At 71.8% G+C, this 20,373-nt stretch carries 2 protein-coding genes; both read right to left on the reverse strand.

The features are described from left to right. Window positions 1-3,495 (reverse strand): type I polyketide synthase (locus tag L324_RS39585; protein ID WP_037321742.1); only part of this gene is annotated, 3,495 nt, incomplete at its 3' end. A 25-nt stretch (window positions 3,496-3,520) separates the two neighbouring features. Further along, window positions 3,521-20,314 carry a type I polyketide synthase gene (locus tag L324_RS39590; protein ID WP_051174388.1) on the reverse strand — a complete coding sequence of 5,598 codons (16,794 nt, stop codon included), beginning with the start codon at window positions 20,312-20,314 and terminating at the stop codon, window positions 3,521-3,523. Window positions 20,315-20,373 lie beyond the last annotated feature (59 nt).

Raw genomic sequence — 20,373 nt, forward strand, 5'->3', positions numbered from 1 at the left:
GCCGGCGAGCACGAGCCGGTCGGCTCCGGCGGCCGCGGCCCAGCGGGCCACCTGAGCGCCGAGCGCGCCCGTGCCGCCGGTGATCAGGACGGTGCCCCGAGGCTGCCACGACCGATCGGTTCCCGTGGTCGCGGCGGCTCTGACCAGCCTGCGGGCGAACACGCCCGACGGCCGGATCGCGAGCTGGTCCTCCGTGCCGCCCAGGACGGCCAGTGTGTGCCGCAGCGTCTGTTCGTCGTCTTCGGCGGGCAGATCGAGCAGCCCGCCCCAGCGGTCGGGGTGTTCCAGCGCGGCCACCCGGCCGAGGCCCCAGAGCTGAGCTTCTTCCGGCCGGGCAACCCGGTCGGCCCGTTCGACGGACACCGCCTGCCGGGTCGCCGCCCAGAGCGGCGCTTCGAGCCCGGCGTCCCCGAGTGCCTGCAGGAGCACCAAAGTGCCCGCACCGTCCACTCTGGACAGTACGCCGGTGAACCCGGCCAGATCCGCGAGGCGGGCGGCCAGCTCCGCGCGGTCCGGGGTGCCGGTGAGGACCAGCACCTCGGCGCGGTCGCCGAAGGCCGCCAGCAGCCGCGTGTCCTGGTGCGACTCGGGCAACACCACGAGCCAGCGGCCGTCGGGATCGGCGGTGCCCGTGGAAGTCAGCGGCCGCCAGTCGATCTCGTAGGCCCAGGAGTCCGCCTCGGCTTCCTGCCGCCGACGGTGCCGCCACGCCGCCAGTGCGGGCAGTGCGGCGCGCAGTGGCTGGTCGGCGTCGACGGAGAACGTGGTGGCGATCGATTCGACGTCGTCCCGTTCGACGGCTGCCCAGAACTCCGCGTCGATCGGGTCGGCACCGGCGCCGGTTTCGACGGCGTCGGCCGGATCGAACCAGTACCGCTCGTGCTGGAAGGCGTAGGTGGGCAGCTCGACGCGGTTCCCGGTGACCAGCGCGGTCCAGTCCACCTCGGTGCCCCGGGTGTGGAGCGCGCCCAGCGCGGTGATCGCGGTGCGGACCTCGGGGCGGTCGGCCCGCAGGATCGGCGCGAACAGGGCGTCCGACTCCGGCAGGCAGCCTTGCGCCAGCCCGCTCAGCACTCCATCGGGGCCCAGTTCGAGGAAGGAGGTCACGCCTTGTGCGGCAAGGGTTTCCACGCCGTCGGCGAACCGCACTGCTTGGCGAACGTGATCGAGCCAGTACTGCGGCGACGTCAGGTCTGCGGCGAGACCACCGGACACCGTGGACACCACCGGGATCCGCGGCGCGGCAAAGGTGATGCCGTCGAGAACCTGCGCGAACTCCGTGAGCATCGGCTCCATCAACGGCGAATGGAACGCATGACTCACCTCAAGACGCTTCGTCTTACGGCCCTTGGCCGCGAACTCCTCCGCAATCCGGGTAACCACCGACTCCGCGCCCGAAATCACCACCGAATTCGGGCCATTCACCGCCGCGATCCCGAATTCAGGCGTGGGCACGAATTCGTCTTCGGTCGCCTCGATCGCGACCATCACCCCACCGGCCGGCAACGCCTGCATCAAACGACCACGAGCGGACACCAACCTGCCCGCGTCCTCCAACGAGAACACCCCGGCAACATGCGCAGCCGCGATCTCACCGATCGAATGCCCCAACAGGAAGTCCGGCCGAACGCCCCACGACTCGACAAGCCGATACAACGCAACCTCAAGAGCGAACAACGCAGGCTGCGCGAACTCCGTCCGACCAAGATCACCCAACGGCGGCAAAAACTCACACGCCGCATCAAACGCCTCAGCAAAAACAGGGAACTCCGCATACAACTCAGCACCCATACCAACCCGCTGAGAACCCTGACCAGCGAACAAAAACGCCGAACGGCCACGGGAAACCGCCCCGGTGACCACGGAAGACGTCGAAGTTCCCGCTGCCAGCGCCGTCAACCCGGCCGCCAGGTCGTCCCCGAGGACCACGGCGCGATGCTCCAGCGCCGTTCGGGTGGTCACCAGCGAGAAGGCCACGTCGACAGGGTCCACCCCACTGTCCACAACGGACAGGAGCCGGTCGGCCTGTGCCCGCAGGGCGGCCGGGGTCTTGCCGGACAGCACGAAAGGCACCACCGACGGCGCGGTGGGCTCGACCCGCACGGCGTCGTCCGCCGGGGCCTGTTCCAGTACCGCGTGCGCGTTGGTGCCGCTGAAGCCGAAGGACGAGACCCCCGCCCGTCGCGGGCGCCCGGTTTCCGGCCAGGGCGTGGCCTCCGTGAGCAGCTCCACCGCACCGGCCGTCCAGTCCACCCGGGACGAAGGCGTGTCCACGTGCAGCGACTTGGGCAGCACACCGTGCCGCATCGCCATGACCATCTTGATCACGCCCGCCACCCCGGCGGCGGCCTGCGTGTGACCGATGTTGGACTTCACCGCGCCCAGCCACAACGGCCGCTCACGATCCTGCCCATACGTCGCCAGCAGCGCTTGCGCCTCAATCGGGTCACCCAGCGAGGTCCCCGTGCCGTGCGCCTCCACAACGTCCACTTCGGACGCGGTGAGCGCGGCGTTGGCCAGCGCCGCCCGGATCACCCGGCGCTGCGAAGGTCCGTTCGGCGCGGTCAGTCCGTTGGAAGCACCGTCCTGGTTCACCGCCGATCCCCGCACCACAGCCAGGACCTGGTGTCCCGCGCGCCGGGCGTCCGACAGCCGCTCCACCAGCAGCACACCGGCGCCCTCGCCCCAGCCGGTGCCGTCGGCGGAGTCGGCGAAGGGCTTGCACCGGCCGTCCACCGCGAGGCCACGCTGACGGCTGAAGTCCAGGAACGCCGCCGGAGTGGACATGATGGTGACTCCGGCGGCCAGCGCCAGGTCGCACTCGCCGTTGCGCAGCGCCTGCACCGCGAGGTGCAGCGCCACCAGCGACGACGAGCAGGCCGTGTCGACGGTGACCGCCGGACCTTCCAGCCCGAAGGTGTAGGCCACCCGGCCGGACAGCACCGCGGCCGCGTTCCCGGTGCCGAGGAAACCTTCCAGCTCGTCCGGGCCGTTCTCGAGCAACGAGACGTAGTCCTGGTTGTTGGTACCGGCGAACACACCGGTCCGGGTGCCCTTCACCGCGGGCAGAGCGATGCCCGCTCGTTCGAAGGCCTCCCACGAGGTCTCCAGCAGCAGCCGCTGCTGCGGGTCCATCGCCAGCGCCTCACGCGGGGAAATGCCGAACAGTCCGGGGTCGAACTGCCCGGCGTCGTGGACGAACGCGCCTTCGCGGGCGTAACTGGTGCCCGCGTGGTCCGGATCCGGGTGGTACAGCTCGGCCAGCTTCCAGCCGCGGTCGGCAGGGAAACCGCCGACCGCGTCGGTCCCGTCGGCGAGCAGCCGCCAGAGGTCTTCCGGCGAAGCGACCCCGCCGGGGTACCGGCAGGCCATGCCCACGATGGCGATCGGCTCACGCGCGGCGTCCAGCAGGCGCTGGTTCTGTTCGCGCAGCCTGCCGGTCTCCTTGAGCGACGCCCTCAGCGCATCGACGACTTTTTCGGAAGGCGTACCCATCATCATCCCCATCTGGCCGTGTCAATCAGGAATTGCCGTCGAGCGCGATCTTCACCAGGTTGTCGAGATCCATCGTGTCGAGGAGATCTCCGTCCCCGGACTGGTCCGGGGAATCCGGGGCAGCCAGTCCGGCCAGCCGCAGCAGCGTGCCGGTGAGCCCGGCCTCCCGCAGCGCGGCGGGCGAGATCAGCGCCAGCGCGCGGCGAAGCTGACCGTCCTCATCGGACTCGCCGGACTCGTCACCGTCCCCGGCTATCTCCGCGGCCAGATGCGCGACGAGCGCGTCCGGGCTCGGGTGGTCGAACACGACGCTGGCGGGCAACGGGACCCCGGCCGCCGAAGCGAGCCGATCCCGCAGCTCCACCGCGGTGACCGAGTCCAGCCCGAGGTCGCGGAACGGGCGAGCGGGACCGATGTCGCCGCCGCCCGGCAGCTGGAGCACCGCGGCGGTCTCGGCGCAGACCAGGTCGAGCAGGGTGCGCCGGAGTTCGGCCGGGCTCATCCCGGCCAGCTCGTCCCGCCGCCCCGGTTCCGCGGCCGCGGCCGGTCCGGTGGCGGCCTCCGGCAGCGTGTCGAACAGCCGGGCGGGCCGGGCGGAGGTGAACACGGGCAGGAATCGAGCCCAGTCCACGTCGGCGATGGTCACCGCGACGTCGCCGGCGCCGACCGCCCCGGCCAGCGCGAGAAGCGCCCGCTCGGGCGCCAGCCCCGCCAGTCCGAGCCGCCGCAGCTGTTCGCCGCCCTCGCCGTCGGCCATGCCGCCTTCGGCCCACGGACCCCAGGCGACCGCCGTCCCCGGCAGCCCGTCGGCGCGGCGCTGCTCGATCAACGCGTCGAGCGCGGCATTGGCGGCCGAGTAGCCGCTTTGCCCGGCGCTGCCCCAGACCCCGGCGATGGAGGAGAACACGACGAACGCGTCGATCTCCCGGTCGCGGGTGAGTTCGTGCAGGTGGACCGCACCGGAGACCTTGCCGTCGAGCACTTCGGCGAACTCGGCCGCCGAGGTCTCGTCCAGCGGAGCCGAACGGGACACCCCGGCCGCGTGCACCACCGAGACCGGCCCGGCGGGCAGGCTTTCGAGCAGGGCGGCGACGGCGTCTCGGTCCGCGACGTCGCAGGCGGCGACCGTGACCTCGGCACCGAGTCCGCGCAGTTCCGCGGCGAGGTCCCCGGCACCGGGTGCCTCGACGCCCCGCCTGCTGGTCAGCACCAGATGGCCGGCGCCGTTGCGCGCCGCCCAGCGAGCCACCCGCGCGCCCAGCGCGCCGGTACCGCCGGTGACCAGCACCGTGCCCGACGGCCGCCAAGCCCCGGCTCCCGCCGGTTTCGCGGACCGGACGAGCCGCCGGGCGAACGTCCCGGTGGACCGCACGGCCACCTGATCCTCGTCCCCGGCGAGCACGTTCAGTACCCGCTCGGCGGCACGGTCGTCACAGTCGGCGGGCAGGTCGACGAGGCCGCCCCATCGGTCGGGGAATTCGAGCCCGGCGACGCGGCCGAGGCCCCATGCCTGTGCCTGCCCGGGGTCGGTGAGCCGGTCACCGCCACCGGTGGCGACCGCTCCCTGGGTGAGCAGCCACAGCGGCGCGTCGATCCCGGCCGTGCCGAGCGCCTGGATCAGGGCGAGGGCGTCCGTCGCCGAGCTTGGGCCCGCGGGCAGCAAGGCGGCGACGCCGGTGTACCCGTTCTCCCGGTGGCCGGGGTCCGACGGCAGCGGAAGGGTCCGGATCTCGGCGCCGAGTGCCCGGCTCAGCACCTCGGCGGCCGGATGGCCCTCGGCGGGTACCAGCAGCAACCAGGGACCGGCGACACCGCCGGTCCGCCGTTCGGGAAGCCGTTGCCAGTCCACGCGATACCGCAGTCCGTCCACAACGGACTCATCGCGCTGCTGCCGTCGCCACGCCGCCATCGCCGGGAGCACCGCGCTGAGCGGCTGGTCGACGTCGAGGGCGAGATCCTCCGCCAGGGAACCGAGGTCTTGGCGGTCGACCGCCGCCCAGAACCGGCTGTCCACTTCGGACGACTGTTCCACCGGGGTGGTGGCCGGGGCGTCGAGCCAGTACCGCTGCCGCTGGAAGGCGTAGGTCGGCAAGTCGACCCGGTTGGCCGGGCCGAAGTACGCGGCCCAGTCGACCTTCCCGCCGCTCGCCCACACCTTTCCCAGCGCACCGAGCGCCGCACGCGCTTCGTCACGCTCTCCGCGCAGCACCGAGGCGAAGGCGGCCTCAATCCCCTGCTCCGGCAGGCACTCACGGGCCATCGCGGACAACACACCGTCCGGCCCGAGTTCGAGCCACGTGGTCACCCCGGCACCGGTGAGGAAACCGACCCCGTCGGCGAACCGGACGGCCTGGCGGACATGCGCGGTCCAGTACGCGGGCTCGGAAAGTCCCGTGGCGATCTCGCCGGTCACGTTCGAGACGATCGGGATCCGCGGCTCGGCGAAGGTCAGGCCGCCGAGGACCTCGGCGAACTCCGCGAGCATCGGCTCCATCAGCGTCGAGTGGAACGCGTGGCTGACGGCCAGCCGCTTGGTCCGGCGGCCCTGTTCGGTGAAGCGGTCCGCCACCGAGAGCACCGCGGCTTCGGCGCCGGCGATCACCACCGACCGCGGCCCGTTGACCGCGGCGACGTCCACCGTGTCCGGTACGGCTTTCAGCTGCACCAGTACTTCGTCCTCGGTTGCCTCGACCGCCATCATCGCGCCGCCGGAGGGCAGTGCCTGCATGAGCGATCCGCGAGCCGCCACGAGAGCGGCGGCGTCCGCGAGCGAGAACACGCCTGCGACGTGCGCGGCGGCGATCTCGCCGATGGAGTGCCCCAGCAGGAAGTCCGGGCGGACGCCCCAGGATTCGACCAGCCGGAACAACGCGACTTCGAGCGCGAACAGCGCGGCCTGGGTGAAGCGGGTCTGGTCGAGCAGCTCCGGTTCGTCTTCGAGCACCGACCGGAGTGACCGGCCGAGCTTCGGATCGAGTTCCGCGCAGACGGCGTCGAAGGCTTCGGTGAACACCGGGAACTCGCGGTACAGCCCCATGCCCATTCCCTGGCGCTGGGCGCCCTGGCCGGTGAAGAGGAAGGCCACCTTGCCGGTGTTCGCGATACCTTCCACCACGCCCGCGGGTGCCTCCCCCGCCGCCACCGCGCCGAGTCCGGCGCCCGCGCTCGCGAGGTCCTCGACGAGTACCACCGCGCGGTGTTCGTGAGCGGCGCGGGAAGCGGCGAGCGACCAGCCGAGGTCGACCGGGTTCGGGGCCGTGCCGGTGAGGACACGGTCTCGGAGCCTGCTCGCCTGTGTCCGCAGCGCGGGCGCCGACTTGGCGGAGAGCACCCACGGCACCAGCGGCCGGGCGGGCGTCACCGCGGCGGGCGGTGCTTCCGGTGCCTCTTCGAGGACGGTGTGCGCGTTGGTCCCGCTGATCCCGAACGAGGAGACCGCCGCCCGGCGCGGGGTCCCGTTCCGGTGCCACGGCTGGGCTTCGGTGAGCAGTTCCACCGCGCCGGACGACCAGTCCACATGCGGTGACGCCTGGTCCACGTGCAAGGTCTTCGGCAGTACACCGTGCCGCATCGCCATGACCATCTTGATGATGCCCGCGACACCCGCCGCGGCCTGCGTGTGCCCGAGGTTCGACTTGACCGAACCCAGCCACAGCGGCCGCTCGCGGTCCTGCCCGTAGGTCGCCAGCAACGCCTGTGCCTCGATCGGGTCGCCCAGCGAGGTCCCCGTGCCGTGTGCCTCCACAACGTCCACATCGGACGGTTCGAGGCCGGCCCCGGCCAGCGCCGCCTTGATCACCCGCTGCTGCGAGGGACCGTTGGGCGCGGTCAGTCCGTTGGACGCGCCGTCGGAGTTGACCGCGCTGCCCCGCACGATCGCGAGTACGGGATGTCCGTGCCGCCTGGCGTCGGAGAGCCGCTCGACGACCAGCATGCCTGCGCCTTCGCCCCAGCTCGTGCCGTCGGCGTCGGCCGAGAACGGCTTGCAGCGTCCGTTCTCGGCCAGCCCGCGTTGGCGGCTGAAGTCGATGAAGGCGGCGGGGGTGGCCATCACGGTCACGCCACCGGCCAGTGCCAGGTCGCATTCGCCCGTGCGGAGCGACTGCATGGCCAGGTGCAAGGCCACCAGCGAGGACGAGCAGGCGGTGTCCACGGTGACGGCGGGCCCTTCCAGCCCGAGGGTGTAGGCGATGCGACCGGACACGATGGACGCCGCGTTGCCGGTCAGCGCGTGTGCCTCGGTCTCCGCCGGGGCGTTCCGCAGGACACTGGCGTAGTCCTGGCCCATCGTCCCGGCGAAGACGCCGGTGGCGGTGCCGCGCAGACCGGTGGCGTCCAGCCCGGCGCGTTCGAAGGCCTCCCACGCGGTCTCCAGCAGCAACCGCTGCTGGGGATCCATCGCGAGCGCCTCGCGGGGCGAGATGCCGAAGAAGCCAGGGTCGAACTCCGTGGCGTCGTGCAGGAACCCGCCCTCGACGGTGTAGGTGGTGCCCTCGTGGGCGGGGTCCGGGTGGTACAGCGCCTTGGCGTCCCAGCCGCGGTCGGCCGGGAACTCCGAAATCGCGTCGCGGCCCTGGAGCAGCAGCTCCCAGAACTCCTCCGGAGAGTTCGCCCCGCCGGGGAAGCGGCAGGCCATGCCGACGATGACGATCGGGTCGTCCGTGACCGCCTTCCGCCGCACCGGTGCGGCGTCGGGGGCGGGTTCGGCGCCGAGCAGTTCGGTGCGCAGATAGGTCCCGAGCGCCGCCGGGCTGGGGTAGTCGAAGATCAGCGTGGCAGGTAGTTTCGCGCCGATCGCGGAAGCCAGCCGGTTGCGCAGTTCGACCGAGGTCAGCGAATCGAAACCGAGGTCCTTGAACGCCTGCAGCGGTTCGATACGGTCCGCCGAGGCGTAGCCGAGCACGATCGCCGCGTTGGCCCGCACCAGGTCGGTGAGCTGTTTGTCCTGCTCCGCCTGGGACAGCCCGGAAAGCTCGCGCGCCAGGGAACCGCCTTCGCCCACCTTGCCGGAGGCCGCGCGCCGCGCGGACGGCCGGGCGAGTCCCCGAAGCAGTGCCGGTACGGCCGTGTCCCGCAGGGAGGCCGGGTCGAGCGGTGCGGGGACCAGCAGCGACGCGGCCCGCGCACGGGCGGCGTCGAACAGGGCCAGCCCCTGGTCCGGACGTATCGCGGCGCTCCCGGAGCGGGCGGTGCGGGCGCGGTCGGTGGCGCCGAGGGTCGCCCCCATGCCGCCGTCTTCCTGGTCCCACAAACCCCACGCCAGCGAAAGTCCGGGCAAACCCTCGGCGCGGCGGTGAGCCGCCAGAGCGTCCAAGAAGACATTCGCCGCCGAGTAGTTCGCTTGTCCGGCGTTGCCGAAGACTCCTGAGGCCGAGGAGAACACCACGAATTCGGCGAGATCGTGGGTTTTCGTCAACTCGTGCAGGTTCCACGCGGCATCCGCCTTCGGACGCAGCACTCCGGCGACACGGTCAGGAGTCAGTGACTCCACCACGCCGTCGTCCAGCACCCCGGCGGTATGCACGACCGCCGTCAGGTCCACAGTGGACAGAATGTCGGCCAGCGCGTCCCGATCAGCCACATCACACGCGGCCACCGACACCTCAGCGCCCAACCCGGTCAGCTCAGCGACCAACGCGTCCGCACCGGGAGCCGCCGCACCACGACGGCTGACCAGCAACAACTTCCGCGCACCCTGACCGACCAGATGCCTCGCCACCAACGCACCCAGATTCCCGGTGCCACCGGTGATCAGCACCGTCCTCATGGGATCAAGCGGTTGCGGCACGCTGAGCACGACCTTGCCCACATGCTTCGCCTGCGACATGAACCGGAACGCCTCCGGCGCCTGCCGTACATCCCACACCCGGGACGGCAACGGCGAGAGCACACCGGCCTCGAACAAGGCCACCAACTCGGCCAGCATCTCACCGATCCGCGCCGGACCGGCCTCGATCAGATCGAACGCCCGATAGGCGACACCAGGAAACTCGACCGCGACCTGCTCCGGCTCACGAACGTCGGTCTTGCCCATCTCCACGAACCAGCCACCACGCGGCAACAACCGCAGCGACGCATCAACGAACTCACCCGCCAACGCATCGAGCACCACATCCACACCACGCCCCTCGGACGCGGCAAGGAACTTCGCCTCAAAACCCGTATCCCGCGAGGATGCCAGATGATCGTCAGCCACACCGAGCGCACGAACAGCGTCCCACTTGGCCGCACTCGCCGTCGCGAAAACTTCCAGCCCCCAGTGCCGGGCCAGCTGCACCGCGGCCATGCCCACCCCGCCCGCGGCGGCGTGGATCAACGCCGCCTCGCCCGACCTGACGTCGGCCAGATCGCGCAAAGCGTAGAACGCCGTGAGAAAGACCAGTGGCACCGAGGCGGCGTCCACAAAGGACCATCCGGCCGGGATCCTGGCCAGCATCCGGGAGTCGGCCACCGCCTCCGGACCGAAGGACGCCGAGATCAGGCCGAGCACGCGATCGCCCGGAGCCAGCCCGGTGACCTTCGCACCGACCTCCAGCACCACCCCGGCGCCTTCCATGCCCATCAGCCCGGCGTCGCCGGGATACATGCCCAGCGCGTTCAGCACGTCACGGAAGTTCACCCCCGCGGCCCGCATGGCGACGCGGACGTCCAGCTCTCCCAACGGTTCCCGCGCGGCGGGCCAAGGCAGCAGGCTGAGGTTCCCGAGCGTGCCCTTGCCGACGCTGTCGAGCCGCCAAGGCCCGTCCGCGGGCACCGCCAGCTCGGCGGTCCGGGAAACGCGGGCGAGTCGGGGCACGAAAAGCTCGCCGCCCCGTACCGCGATCTCCGGCTCGCCGGTGAGGGACAGTGCCAGTCCGAGGGACCTCGGGTCGTCGTCGACGTCCACCACGAGCACGCGGCCGGGGTGCTCGGACTGAACACTGCGCAGCAGGCCGTGGACCGCGGCTGCGGCGAGGTCGCGGACGTCCTCGCCCGCGCTCGTCGCGACCGCTCCTCGCGTGCGGACCACCAGCAGCGAGTCCTCGAAAGCCTTGTCTCGCAACCACTCTTGGACGAGGGCGAGGGTTGACGAAGTCAGGTCACCCGCGGCCGCGCCGACAGCGGCACAGTCGACGACCACGATCGCGGGTACTTCGCCGGTCAACTCCGAGAGTTCCGCGAGCACGGTCACCTCGGTGTCCACGACGGGTCCGGCCGGGAGCGCGACCCAGTCGACCGTCCACAGGGTGTCCGCCGGGATCGCCGAGTCCCGTACCGAATCCGCGGTCACCGCACGCAGGGCCAGCGAACCGACCTCGGCGACCGGTGCCCCTTCGACGTCGGCGACCAGCACCGACACCGCGTCCGGCCCGGCCGGGCTGAGCTTCACCCGCACGGTCGTGGCCGCAGTGGCGTACAGCGCCACGTCGCTCCATACGAACGGCAGGAAACCGGCGCCCCCGTCGGAGACGAATCCGCCGAACCCGATTCCGTGCAACGCGGCGTCGAGCAGCGCGGGGTGCAGACCACACCTGGCCGCCTCGGAGTGCTCTTCCGACGGCAATTCGACCTCGGTGTAGACGTCGTCGCCGAGAGTCCACACGGCACGCAGGCCTCGGAAGGCCGGGCCGTAGCGGAAGCCCTCGCCGAAGCTTTCGTAGAAATCACCGAGTTCCACCGGTACCGCGCCGGGCGGCGGCCAGGCGGTCAGCGCGCCCGGCTGCGCGGCCGGCGGCTCGGCGACCAGCGTGCCGACGGCGTGCTGAGTCCACTCCTCCCCGTCGGAGTCGCGACGCGAGAAGATCGCGATCTCCCGGCCCGCCGCTTCGTCGGCCGGGCGCAGGACCACCTGGAGCCGTACCCCGCCGGTCTCCGGCAGGACGAGCGGCGCGGACAGCGTGAGCTCGGCGAGCCGGTCGTATCCGGTCCGTTTCCCGGCCTGCAGGGCCAGTTCGACGAACGCGGTCCCCGGCAGGAGCACCCGGTCGTTGACCACGTGGTCGGCCAGCCAGCCGTGGGTGGCCAGCGCGAGGCGGCCGGTGAGGACCAGTTCGCCGTCCGCGACCTCCACTTCCGCGCCGAGCAGCGGGTGGTCGGCGCTGCCGAGCCCGGCGGCCGTGAGGTCGCCGTTCCCGCCCATCCCCTTCGGCCAGAAGTGTTCGTGCTGGAAGGCGTAGGTGGGCAGCTCGACCCGGTTGCCGGTGAGCAGGGCGGTCCAGTCCACCGCGATCCCGCGGGTGTGCAGCTCGCTCACCGTGCTCAGCGCCGAACGCACCTCGGGCCGGTCCGCGCGCAGCACCGGCGCGAACAGGCTTTCCGCGTCGGGAAGGGCCCGCTGGGCGAGCCCGCTCAGCACCCCGTCGGGGCCCAGTTCGACGAAGGTGGTCACGCCCTGCGTGGCCAGTTCCCCCACCCCGTCGGCGAACCGCACCGCGGCGCGGACGTGTTCGAGCCAGTATCCGGGTGAAGCGAGTCCGGTGGCCACGGTCCCCGACACGGTGGACACCAGCGGAATCGCCGGTTCGTGGTAGGTCAGGGTGTCGAGTACTTCGGCGAACCCGGCGAGCATGGGCTCCATCAACGGCGAATGGAACGCGTGGCTGACCGCGAGCCGCTTCGTCTTGCGGCCCTTGGCCGCGAACTCCGCCGCGATCCGGCTCACCACGTCCTCGGCGCCCGAGAGGACCACCGAATCGGGACCGTTCACCGCGGCGACCCCGAATTCGCCGTCCGGTTCGAACTCGTCCTCGGTCGCCTCCACCGCCACCATCGCCCCGCCGGCGGGCAGCGCCTGCATCAGCCGTCCGCGGGCGGTGATCAGTTTGCCCGCGTCGGCCAGGGAGAACACGCCGGCCACATGGGCCGCCGCGACCTCGCCGATCGAATGCCCCAGCAGGAAGTCGGCCCGGATCCCCCAGGACTCGGCCAGCCGGTAGAGGGCGACCTCGATCGCGAAAAGGGCGGGCTGGGAGAACTCCGTCCGGTTCAGCGCTTCGGCGTCACCGGCCACGACCTCACGCAACCCCGAAGGCAGGTGGGCGCAGGCGGCGTCGTACGCCTCGGCGAACACCGGGAACTCCGCGTACAGCTCCCGTCCCATGGCCACGCGCTGGGAGCCCTGACCGCTGAACAGGAACGCGAGCTTGCCCCGCACGGGCGTCCCGGTCACGACGGTGGCCGAGGATTCGCCGTCGGCCAGCGCGGTCAGCGACCGCAGCAGTTCGTCCTTGTCCTCGCCGAGCACGACCGCGCGGTGCTCCAGCGCGGCCCGGGTGGTCGCCAGCGAGAACGCCACATCGGCCGAGTCCGCCGAAGAGTCCACAAAGGAGTGCAGTCGCGCCGCCTGAGCCCGCAACGCCGCACCGTTCTTCGCCGAGAGCACCATAGGCAGTACCGACGGCGCGGCGGACGGGCGGACCGGAGCCCCGGCGGGCGCCTGCTCGATGATGGTGTGCGCGTTGGTCCCGCTGATGCCGAACGAAGAGACCCCCGCTCGTCGCGGACGTCCGGCCGACGGCCAGGGCCTGGCCTCGGTGAGCAGTTCCACCGCGCCGGCCGACCAGTCCACCTGCGACGACGGCGAGTCCACGTGCAACGACTTCGGCAGTACACCGTGCCGCATCGCCAGCACCATCTTGATCACGCCCGCGACCCCGGCCGCGGCCTGGGTGTGTCCCAGGTTCGACTTCACCGACCCCAGCCACAACGGTTCGTCCCGGTCCTGGCCGTAGGTCGCCAGCAGCGCCTGTGCCTCGATCGGGTCGCCCAGCGCGGTTCCCGTGCCGTGCGCCTCGACAGCGTCCACATCGGACGGTGAAAGACCGGCGCTCGCCAGCGCCGCCCGGATGACCCGCTGCTGCGAAGGACCGTTCGGCGCCGTCAAGCCGTTCGACGCGCCATCGGAGTTCACCGCGCTGCCGCGCACCACCGCCAGGACGGGGTGGCCGAGCCGCCGGGCGTCCGACAACCGTTCCACCAGCAGCACTCCGGCGCCCTCGCCCCAGCCCGTGCCGTCCGCGCCCTCGGCGAAGGGCTTGCACCGGCCGTCGGCGGCGAGACCGCGCTGGCGGCTGAATTCGACGAACGTCGCCGGGGTGGCCATCACCGTGACACCCCCGGCCAGCGCGAGATCGCATTCGCCCTGCCGGAGGGACTGGGTCGCCAGGTGCAACGCGACCAGCGAGGAGGAGCAAGCGGTGTCGACGGTGACCGCGGGGCCTTCCAGCCCCAGGACGTAGGCGATCCGGCCCGAGACCACCGCGCCCGCCGTACCGGTGAGGACGTGCATCTCCGTTTCCGCGGGCGCGTTCTTCAGCACGTTCGCGTAGTCGGAGCCGCCCGCGCCCGCGAACACCCCGGTGGCGGAGCCGCGCAAGGACAGCGGATCGATACCCGCCCTTTCCAGCGCCTCCCACGAGGTTTCCAGCAAGAGCCGCTGCTGCGGGTCCATCGCGAGCGCTTCACGCGGGGAAATCCCGAAGAACGCGGGGTCGAAGTCGGCGGCGCCGGTCACGAAGCCGCCGTCGACGGTGTACATCGTCCCGGCCTTGTCCGGGTCTGCGTCGTAGAGCCGGTCGATGTCCCAGCCGCGGTCGGACGGCATGGGGCCGATCGCGTCGGTGCCGTCCTCGAGCAGCCGCCACAGCCCGTCCGGGCCGTCGATGCCGCCCGGCAGGCGGCAGGCCATGCCGACGATGGCGATCGGTTCGTCGGTCACCCCGGTGGTGGCGCGGGCCGGGGTGGCGGTGCCCGCGGCGCCGCCACGCAGCTCCTCGCCGAGGAACCGGCCGAGCACGATCGGCGCCGGATAGTCGAAGACCAGGGTCGCCGGGAGCTTCAGCCCGGTGGCGGCGCTGAGCCGGTTGCGCAGTTCGATCGCGGTCAGCGAGTCGAAGCCGAGTTCCTTGAAGGCGCGGCCGGGGTCGACGCTGTCGGCCGAACGGTGGGCGAGCACCACCGCGGCCTCGGCGCGGACCAGGTCGACCAGCGCCTGTTCACGGTCCACTTCGGACAGTCCGGCCAGCCGCCTGGCGAGTTCACCGCCTTGTGCGGTCGTCGCGGCCGAAGCGGTTCGCCGGAAACCGGCGGACACCAGGCCGCGCAGCAACACCGGGAGCGTGCCCGCGCGGGCCTCGGCACGGAGTTCGGCCGGATCGAGGGGTGCGGGCACGAGCGTCGCGTGGGGACCGCCGCGGCCGACGTCGAACAACGCGAGCCCCTGCTCGCTCGACAAAGCCGTGCTGCCACCGCGTTCCAGCCGGGCGCGGTCGGTTTCCCCGAGTCCCGCGGTCATCCCGCTGGCTTCCGCCCACAGCCCCCACGCCAGTGCGGCCGCGGGCAGGCCGTCGGCGCGGCGCTGCTCGGCCAGCGCGTCGAGACAGGCGTTGGCCGCCGCGTAGACGCCCTGCCCCGGGCTGCCGAAAACCCCGGCACCGGAGGAGAAGAGCACGAACTCGGCGAGGTCGAGGTGCCGGGTCAGCCGGTCGAGCACGAGGGCCGCGTCCGCCTTGGGCCGCAGTACTCCGGCGAGCCGGTCGTCGTCGAGCGTCGGGATTGTCCCGTCGTCGAGCACCCCCGCCGCGTGGACCACGGCGGTGAGCGGGTGCCCGGCCGGGATCTCCGCCAGCAATGCACCCAGCTGGTCGGCGTCCGCGACGTCGCACGCCGCGATCCGGACTTGCGCGCCGAGTCCGGTCAGCTCGGCCTCCAGCGCGGGGGCGCGGCCGGTCCGGCTGGCCAGCACGAGATGCCGCACGCCGTGCTCGGTGACCAGGTGCCGGGCGACCAGCCCGCCGAGGGTGCCGGTGCCACCGGTGATCAGGACGGTGCCCTGCTCGTCGAGCGGGCGCGGCACGGTGAGCACCACCTTGCCGATGTGCTTGGCCTGGGAAACGAACCGGAACGCCTCCGCGCCCCGGCGGACGTCCCAGGTTCGGATCGGGAGGAAGTCGAGCGCGCCCTCGTCGAACAGGGCCAGCACTTCGCCGAGCATCTCGCCGATCCGCCGCGGACCGGCGTCGCCGAGGTCGAATGCCTGGTAGCGCACGCCTTCGTGGGCGGCGGCGACCGCGTCAGGTTCGCGGATGTCGGTCTTGCCCATCTCCAGGAACCGGCCACCGCGCGGCTGCAGGCGCAGCGACGCGTCGACGAACTCGTTGGCGAGCGCGTTCAGCACGACGTCCACCCCGCGGCCGCCGGTGGTCGCGAGGAACTTGTCCGCGAACTCGAGGTCCCTGGAGGAGGCGAGATGGTCGTCGTCTAGGCCGAGCTCCCGCAGAACCGGTTGCTTGGCGGCGCTCGCGGTGCCGAAGACCTCGATGCCCCAGTGCCGCGCCAGCTGGACGGCGGCCATGCCGACGCCGCCCGCCGCCGCGTGCACCAGCAGCGACTCCCCCGCGCGCAGGCCGGCGAGGTCCCGCAGCGCGTAGAAGGCGGTGAGGAACACGACCGGGACCGAAGCCGCTTCGGTGAAGCTCCAGTGCTCCGGCATACGCACGACCGTGCGGGCGTCGGTGACCGCGAGCGGACCGAAACCGCCGGGCAGCAACCCGAGCACCCGGTCGCCGACCGCGAGCCCGGTGACCTCCGAGCCGAGTTCGGTGATCACCCCGGCACCTTCGACGCCGATGAGCCCGGCGTCACCGGGGTACATGCCGAGCGCGTTGAGCACGTCACGGAAGTTCAGGCCGGCCGCGCGGACCGAGACCCGGACCTCGCCCGGCGCCAGTGGCGCGGCGGCCTCGGGGCACGGCAGCAGCGCGAGTTCGGCCAGGGTGGTCTTCCGGCGGCTCTCCAGCCGCCACGGACCCGGCGGCGGCGCGGCCACCGGCTCGGTCCTGACCAGCCTCGCACCGAACAACTTCCCTTCGCGGACCGCCACCTCGGGTTCGCCGGAGGACAACGCGGCCACGACGGACGCGTGGCCGTCGTCCGTGTCGATCTGCACGACCCGGCCCGGGTTCTCTTCGCGGACCGACCGCAGCAGTCCCCAGACGGCCGCGGCGGCGGGCTCCGGCGCGGAGTCCTCGCCGGTGGTCACCGCGTTACGGGTCAGCAGGACGAACCGGGTGTCCGCCAATGCCTCCTCGGCGAGCCAGTCCTGGACCAGCCGCAGCACCCGGCCGACCTGCCCGGCGAGGTCCGCCGTCGTCGCGGTGAACGGAACCACCGCGTGGCCGGGCGGCTCGTCCCGCGTCGCCAGTTCCGCGAAACCGGTGAAGTCGTCGCCGAACACGGCGAGGGACGGCTGCGCGTCCCCGGCGGGAACCGGCTGCCAGTCCAGCCGGAACAGACTGTCGCGATGGGTGTCGGCCGGGGTGTCCGCGGCGAGCGGGCGCAGGGTGAGCGAGCCGATCTCGGCGACCGGTTCACCGGCTCCGTCCGCGACCAGCACGGCCACGGCGTCGGCCCCGGCCGGGCTCAGCCGGACCCGCAGCGAAGTGGCGGCCACCGCGTGGACCACGACATCGGTCCAGGCGAAGGGGAGTTTGCCCGCGGTGCCACCGGGGATCAGGTCCCCGAACGCGAGCGCGTGCAGCGCGGCGTCCAGCAAGGCCGGATGGACCGCGAACCGGTCCGCGTCCGCCTTGGCTTCGGACGGCAGTTCGACCTCGGCGAACACGTCGTCGCCGAGCCGCCAGACGGCCCGCAGCCCCTGGAACGGGGGTTCGTAGGCGAATCCCTGGTGCGCGGCGTCCGCGTAGAAGTCGCCGAGCTCGACCGGTTCGGCGTCCGCCGGCGGCCAGGTGGCGAGGGCGTCCGAAGACCGCCGGGGGCCAGAGCTGAGGAAGCCCGCCGCGTGGCGGGTCCATGCGGCGTCCGGATCGTCCTCGGGCTGGGAGTACAGGCCGAGTTCACGGCGTCCGCGCTCGTCCCGGCCGCCGATCGACACCTGCAGCCGGATGCCGCCGGTTTCCGGCAGGTAGAGCGGTGCCTCGATGATCAGCTCGTCGACCTGGTCGCAGCCCGCGCGATCGCCCGCCTGGACGGCGAGTTCCACGAACGCGGTGCCGGGCACCAGAATCCGCCCGTGCACCGCGTGCCCGGCGAGCCACGGGTGGGTGGCGAGGGACAGGCGTCCGGTGAGGACGGTCTCCTCACCGGCGGCGAGTTCGATCACGGCACCGAGCAGCGGGTGCTCGGTGGCGGCGAGCCCGAGCCCGGTCGCGGCGGATCGCCCGGTGGCGGGCGGGGCGTCGAACCAGTACCGGTCACGTTGGAAGGCATAGGTGGGCAGCCCGATCCGGCGCCCGCTGACCAGCGCGGTCCAGTTCACCGGGACGCCGCGGGTGTGCAGGGTGGCCAGCGCCCCGGCCGCGCTGCGGACCTCGGGCCGGTCGGCCCGCAGGAACGGCACGAGAAGGGCTTCGGTCTCCGGAAGGCAGCCCTGGGCCATCGCCGTCAGGACACCGTCGGGTCCGAGTTCGACGAACCGGGTCACGCCCTGAGTGGCAAGGGTTTCCACGCCGTCGGCGAAACGCACTGCCTGGCGCACGTGATCGAGCCAGTACTGCGGCGACGCCAAGTCCGCGGTGAGCCCACCGGACACAGTGGACACCACCGGGATCTGCGGTGCGACAAAGGTGATCCCGTCGAGAACCTGGGCGAACTCGGCGAGCATCGGCTCCATCAACGGCGAATGGAACGCATGACTCACCTCAAGACGCTTCGTCTTACGACCCTTAGCCGCGAACTCTTCCGCGATCCGGACGACAACCGTCTCGACACCCGAAATCACCACCGAATTCGGGCCATTCAACGCCGCGATCCCGAACTCGGCCGTGGGCGTGAACTCGTCCTCGGTCGCCTCGATCGCAACCATCACGCCACCGGCGGGCAACGCCTGCATCAAACGACCACGAGCCGACACCAGCTTGCCCGCGTCCTCCAGCGAGAACACACCAGCGACATGCGCAGCCGCGATCTCACCGATCGAGTGGCCCAGCAGGAAGTCCGGCCGCACACCCCACGACTCAACAAGTCGATAAAGCGCGACTTCCAACGCGAACAGTGCCGGTTGCGCGAACTCCGTACGCCCGAGATCCCCTAGCGGCGGCAGAAACTCGCACGCCGCATCAAAAGCCTCAGCGAAAACAGGGAACTCCGCATACAACTCAGCACCCATACCAAGCCGCTGAGAACCCTGACCAGCGAACAAAAACGCGGTCTTACCGCGCGTCGCGACACCGGTCACCACGTCCGGTGACATAGTTCCGTCGGCCAGAGCCGTCAGCGCGGCGAGGAGGTCGTCGCCGTTCTCGCCCAGTACGACCGCTCGGTGTTCCAGCGACGACCGGGTGGTCGCCAGCGAGTACGCCACGTCAGCGATGTCCGCCGACGAGCCCACGGCCTGCTTCAGCACTGCGGCCTGGCCTCGCAGCGCCTCCGGCGTCTTGGCCGAAAGCACCCACGGAACCACCGCCGGGACGTTCGGCGGAAGCTCCGCGGGTTCGTCCGACGGCGCCTGTTCGAGCACGACGTGGGCATTGGTCCCGCTCATGCCGAACGACGAGACACCGGCGCGGCGGGGCTGCCCGGTCTCCGGCCAGGGCCGGGCTTCGGTCAGCACCGAGACCGCGCCCGCCGTCCAGTCCACTTGGGACGTCGGCGCGTCGACATGCAGTGTCTTCGGCAGCACACTGTGCCGCATGGCCATGATCATCTTGATCACGCCCGCGGCCCCGGCGGCGGCCTGCGTGTGCCCGATGTTGGACTTCACCGAGCCCAGCCACAGCGGTGTCGCCCGATCCTGCCCGTACGCCGCGATCAGCGCCTGCGCCTCGATCGGGTCCCCGAGCGAAGTGCCGGTGCCGTGTGCCTCGACGGCGTCCACATCGGACGGTTTGAGACCGGCGCTGTCGAGCGCGGCGCGGATGACCCGCTGCTGGGAAGGCCCGTTGGGAGCGGTGAGCCCGCTGCTGGCGCCGTCGGAGTTGACCGCGGTGCCGCGGACCAGGGCGAGCACGGTGTGCCCGTTGCGCCTGGCGTCGGAGAGCCGTTCCACCAGGAACATGCCGACGCCTTCACTCATGCTGGTGCCGTCGGCGCCTTCACCGAAGGCCTTGCAGCGCGCGTCGGCTGCGAGCCCGCGCTGACGGCTGAAGTCCTGGAACGTGGCCGGGCTCGGCATGACGGTGACCCCGCCCGCCAGCGCCAGATCACATTCGCCCGCCCGCAGCGCACGGACCGCCAGGTGCAGGGTGACCAGCGACGAGGAGCACGCGGTGTCCACGGTCAGGGTGGGGCCTTCGAGGCCGAGGGTGTAGGCGATCCGGCCGGAAGCCATGCTGCCGACGTTGCCGTTGCCGACGTAACCCTCGAGGTCGGCCGGAAGCTCGGCGCCGGCGAACCGGCTCAGGTAGTCGAAGTAGGCGACGCCGGAGAACACCCCGGTCCGGCTGCCGCGCAGCGACGCGGGCACGATCCCGGCGTTTTCGAGCACTTCCCAGGAAACCTCGAGCAGCAGCCGCTGCTGGGGGTCCATCGCGAGCGCCTCACGCGGCGAGATACCGAAGAAGCCGGCATCGAAATCGGCGACGTCGGGCAAGAACCCGCCTTCGCGGACGTAACTGGCGCCCGGCCGGTCGGGGTCCGGGTCGTAGAGCGCCTCGAGATCCCAGCCGCGATCGGCGGGGAACGGGCCGATCGCGTCGCCACCGGCGCGGACCAGCTCCCAGAGGTCCTCGGCGGAGCGCACCTCGCCGGGGAACCGGCAGCCGATGCCCACGATCGCGATCGGTTCGCTCTCGGCCGCCTCTGCCGACTGCAGCCGCTGGCGCGTTTGCGCCAGGTCCGCGGTCACGCGTTTGAGGTAGTCCCGAAGCTTCTGCTCATTGCTCACTCAACGCCACCTCTTCACGACGAACTCCCCACGCGCGCGGCCCGCGCGAAAACCTCGCG

Origin of the sequence: Amycolatopsis orientalis DSM 40040 = KCTC 9412 (assembly GCF_000478275.1) — a bacterium.
Lineage (GTDB): Bacteria > Actinomycetota > Actinomycetes > Mycobacteriales > Pseudonocardiaceae > Amycolatopsis > Amycolatopsis orientalis.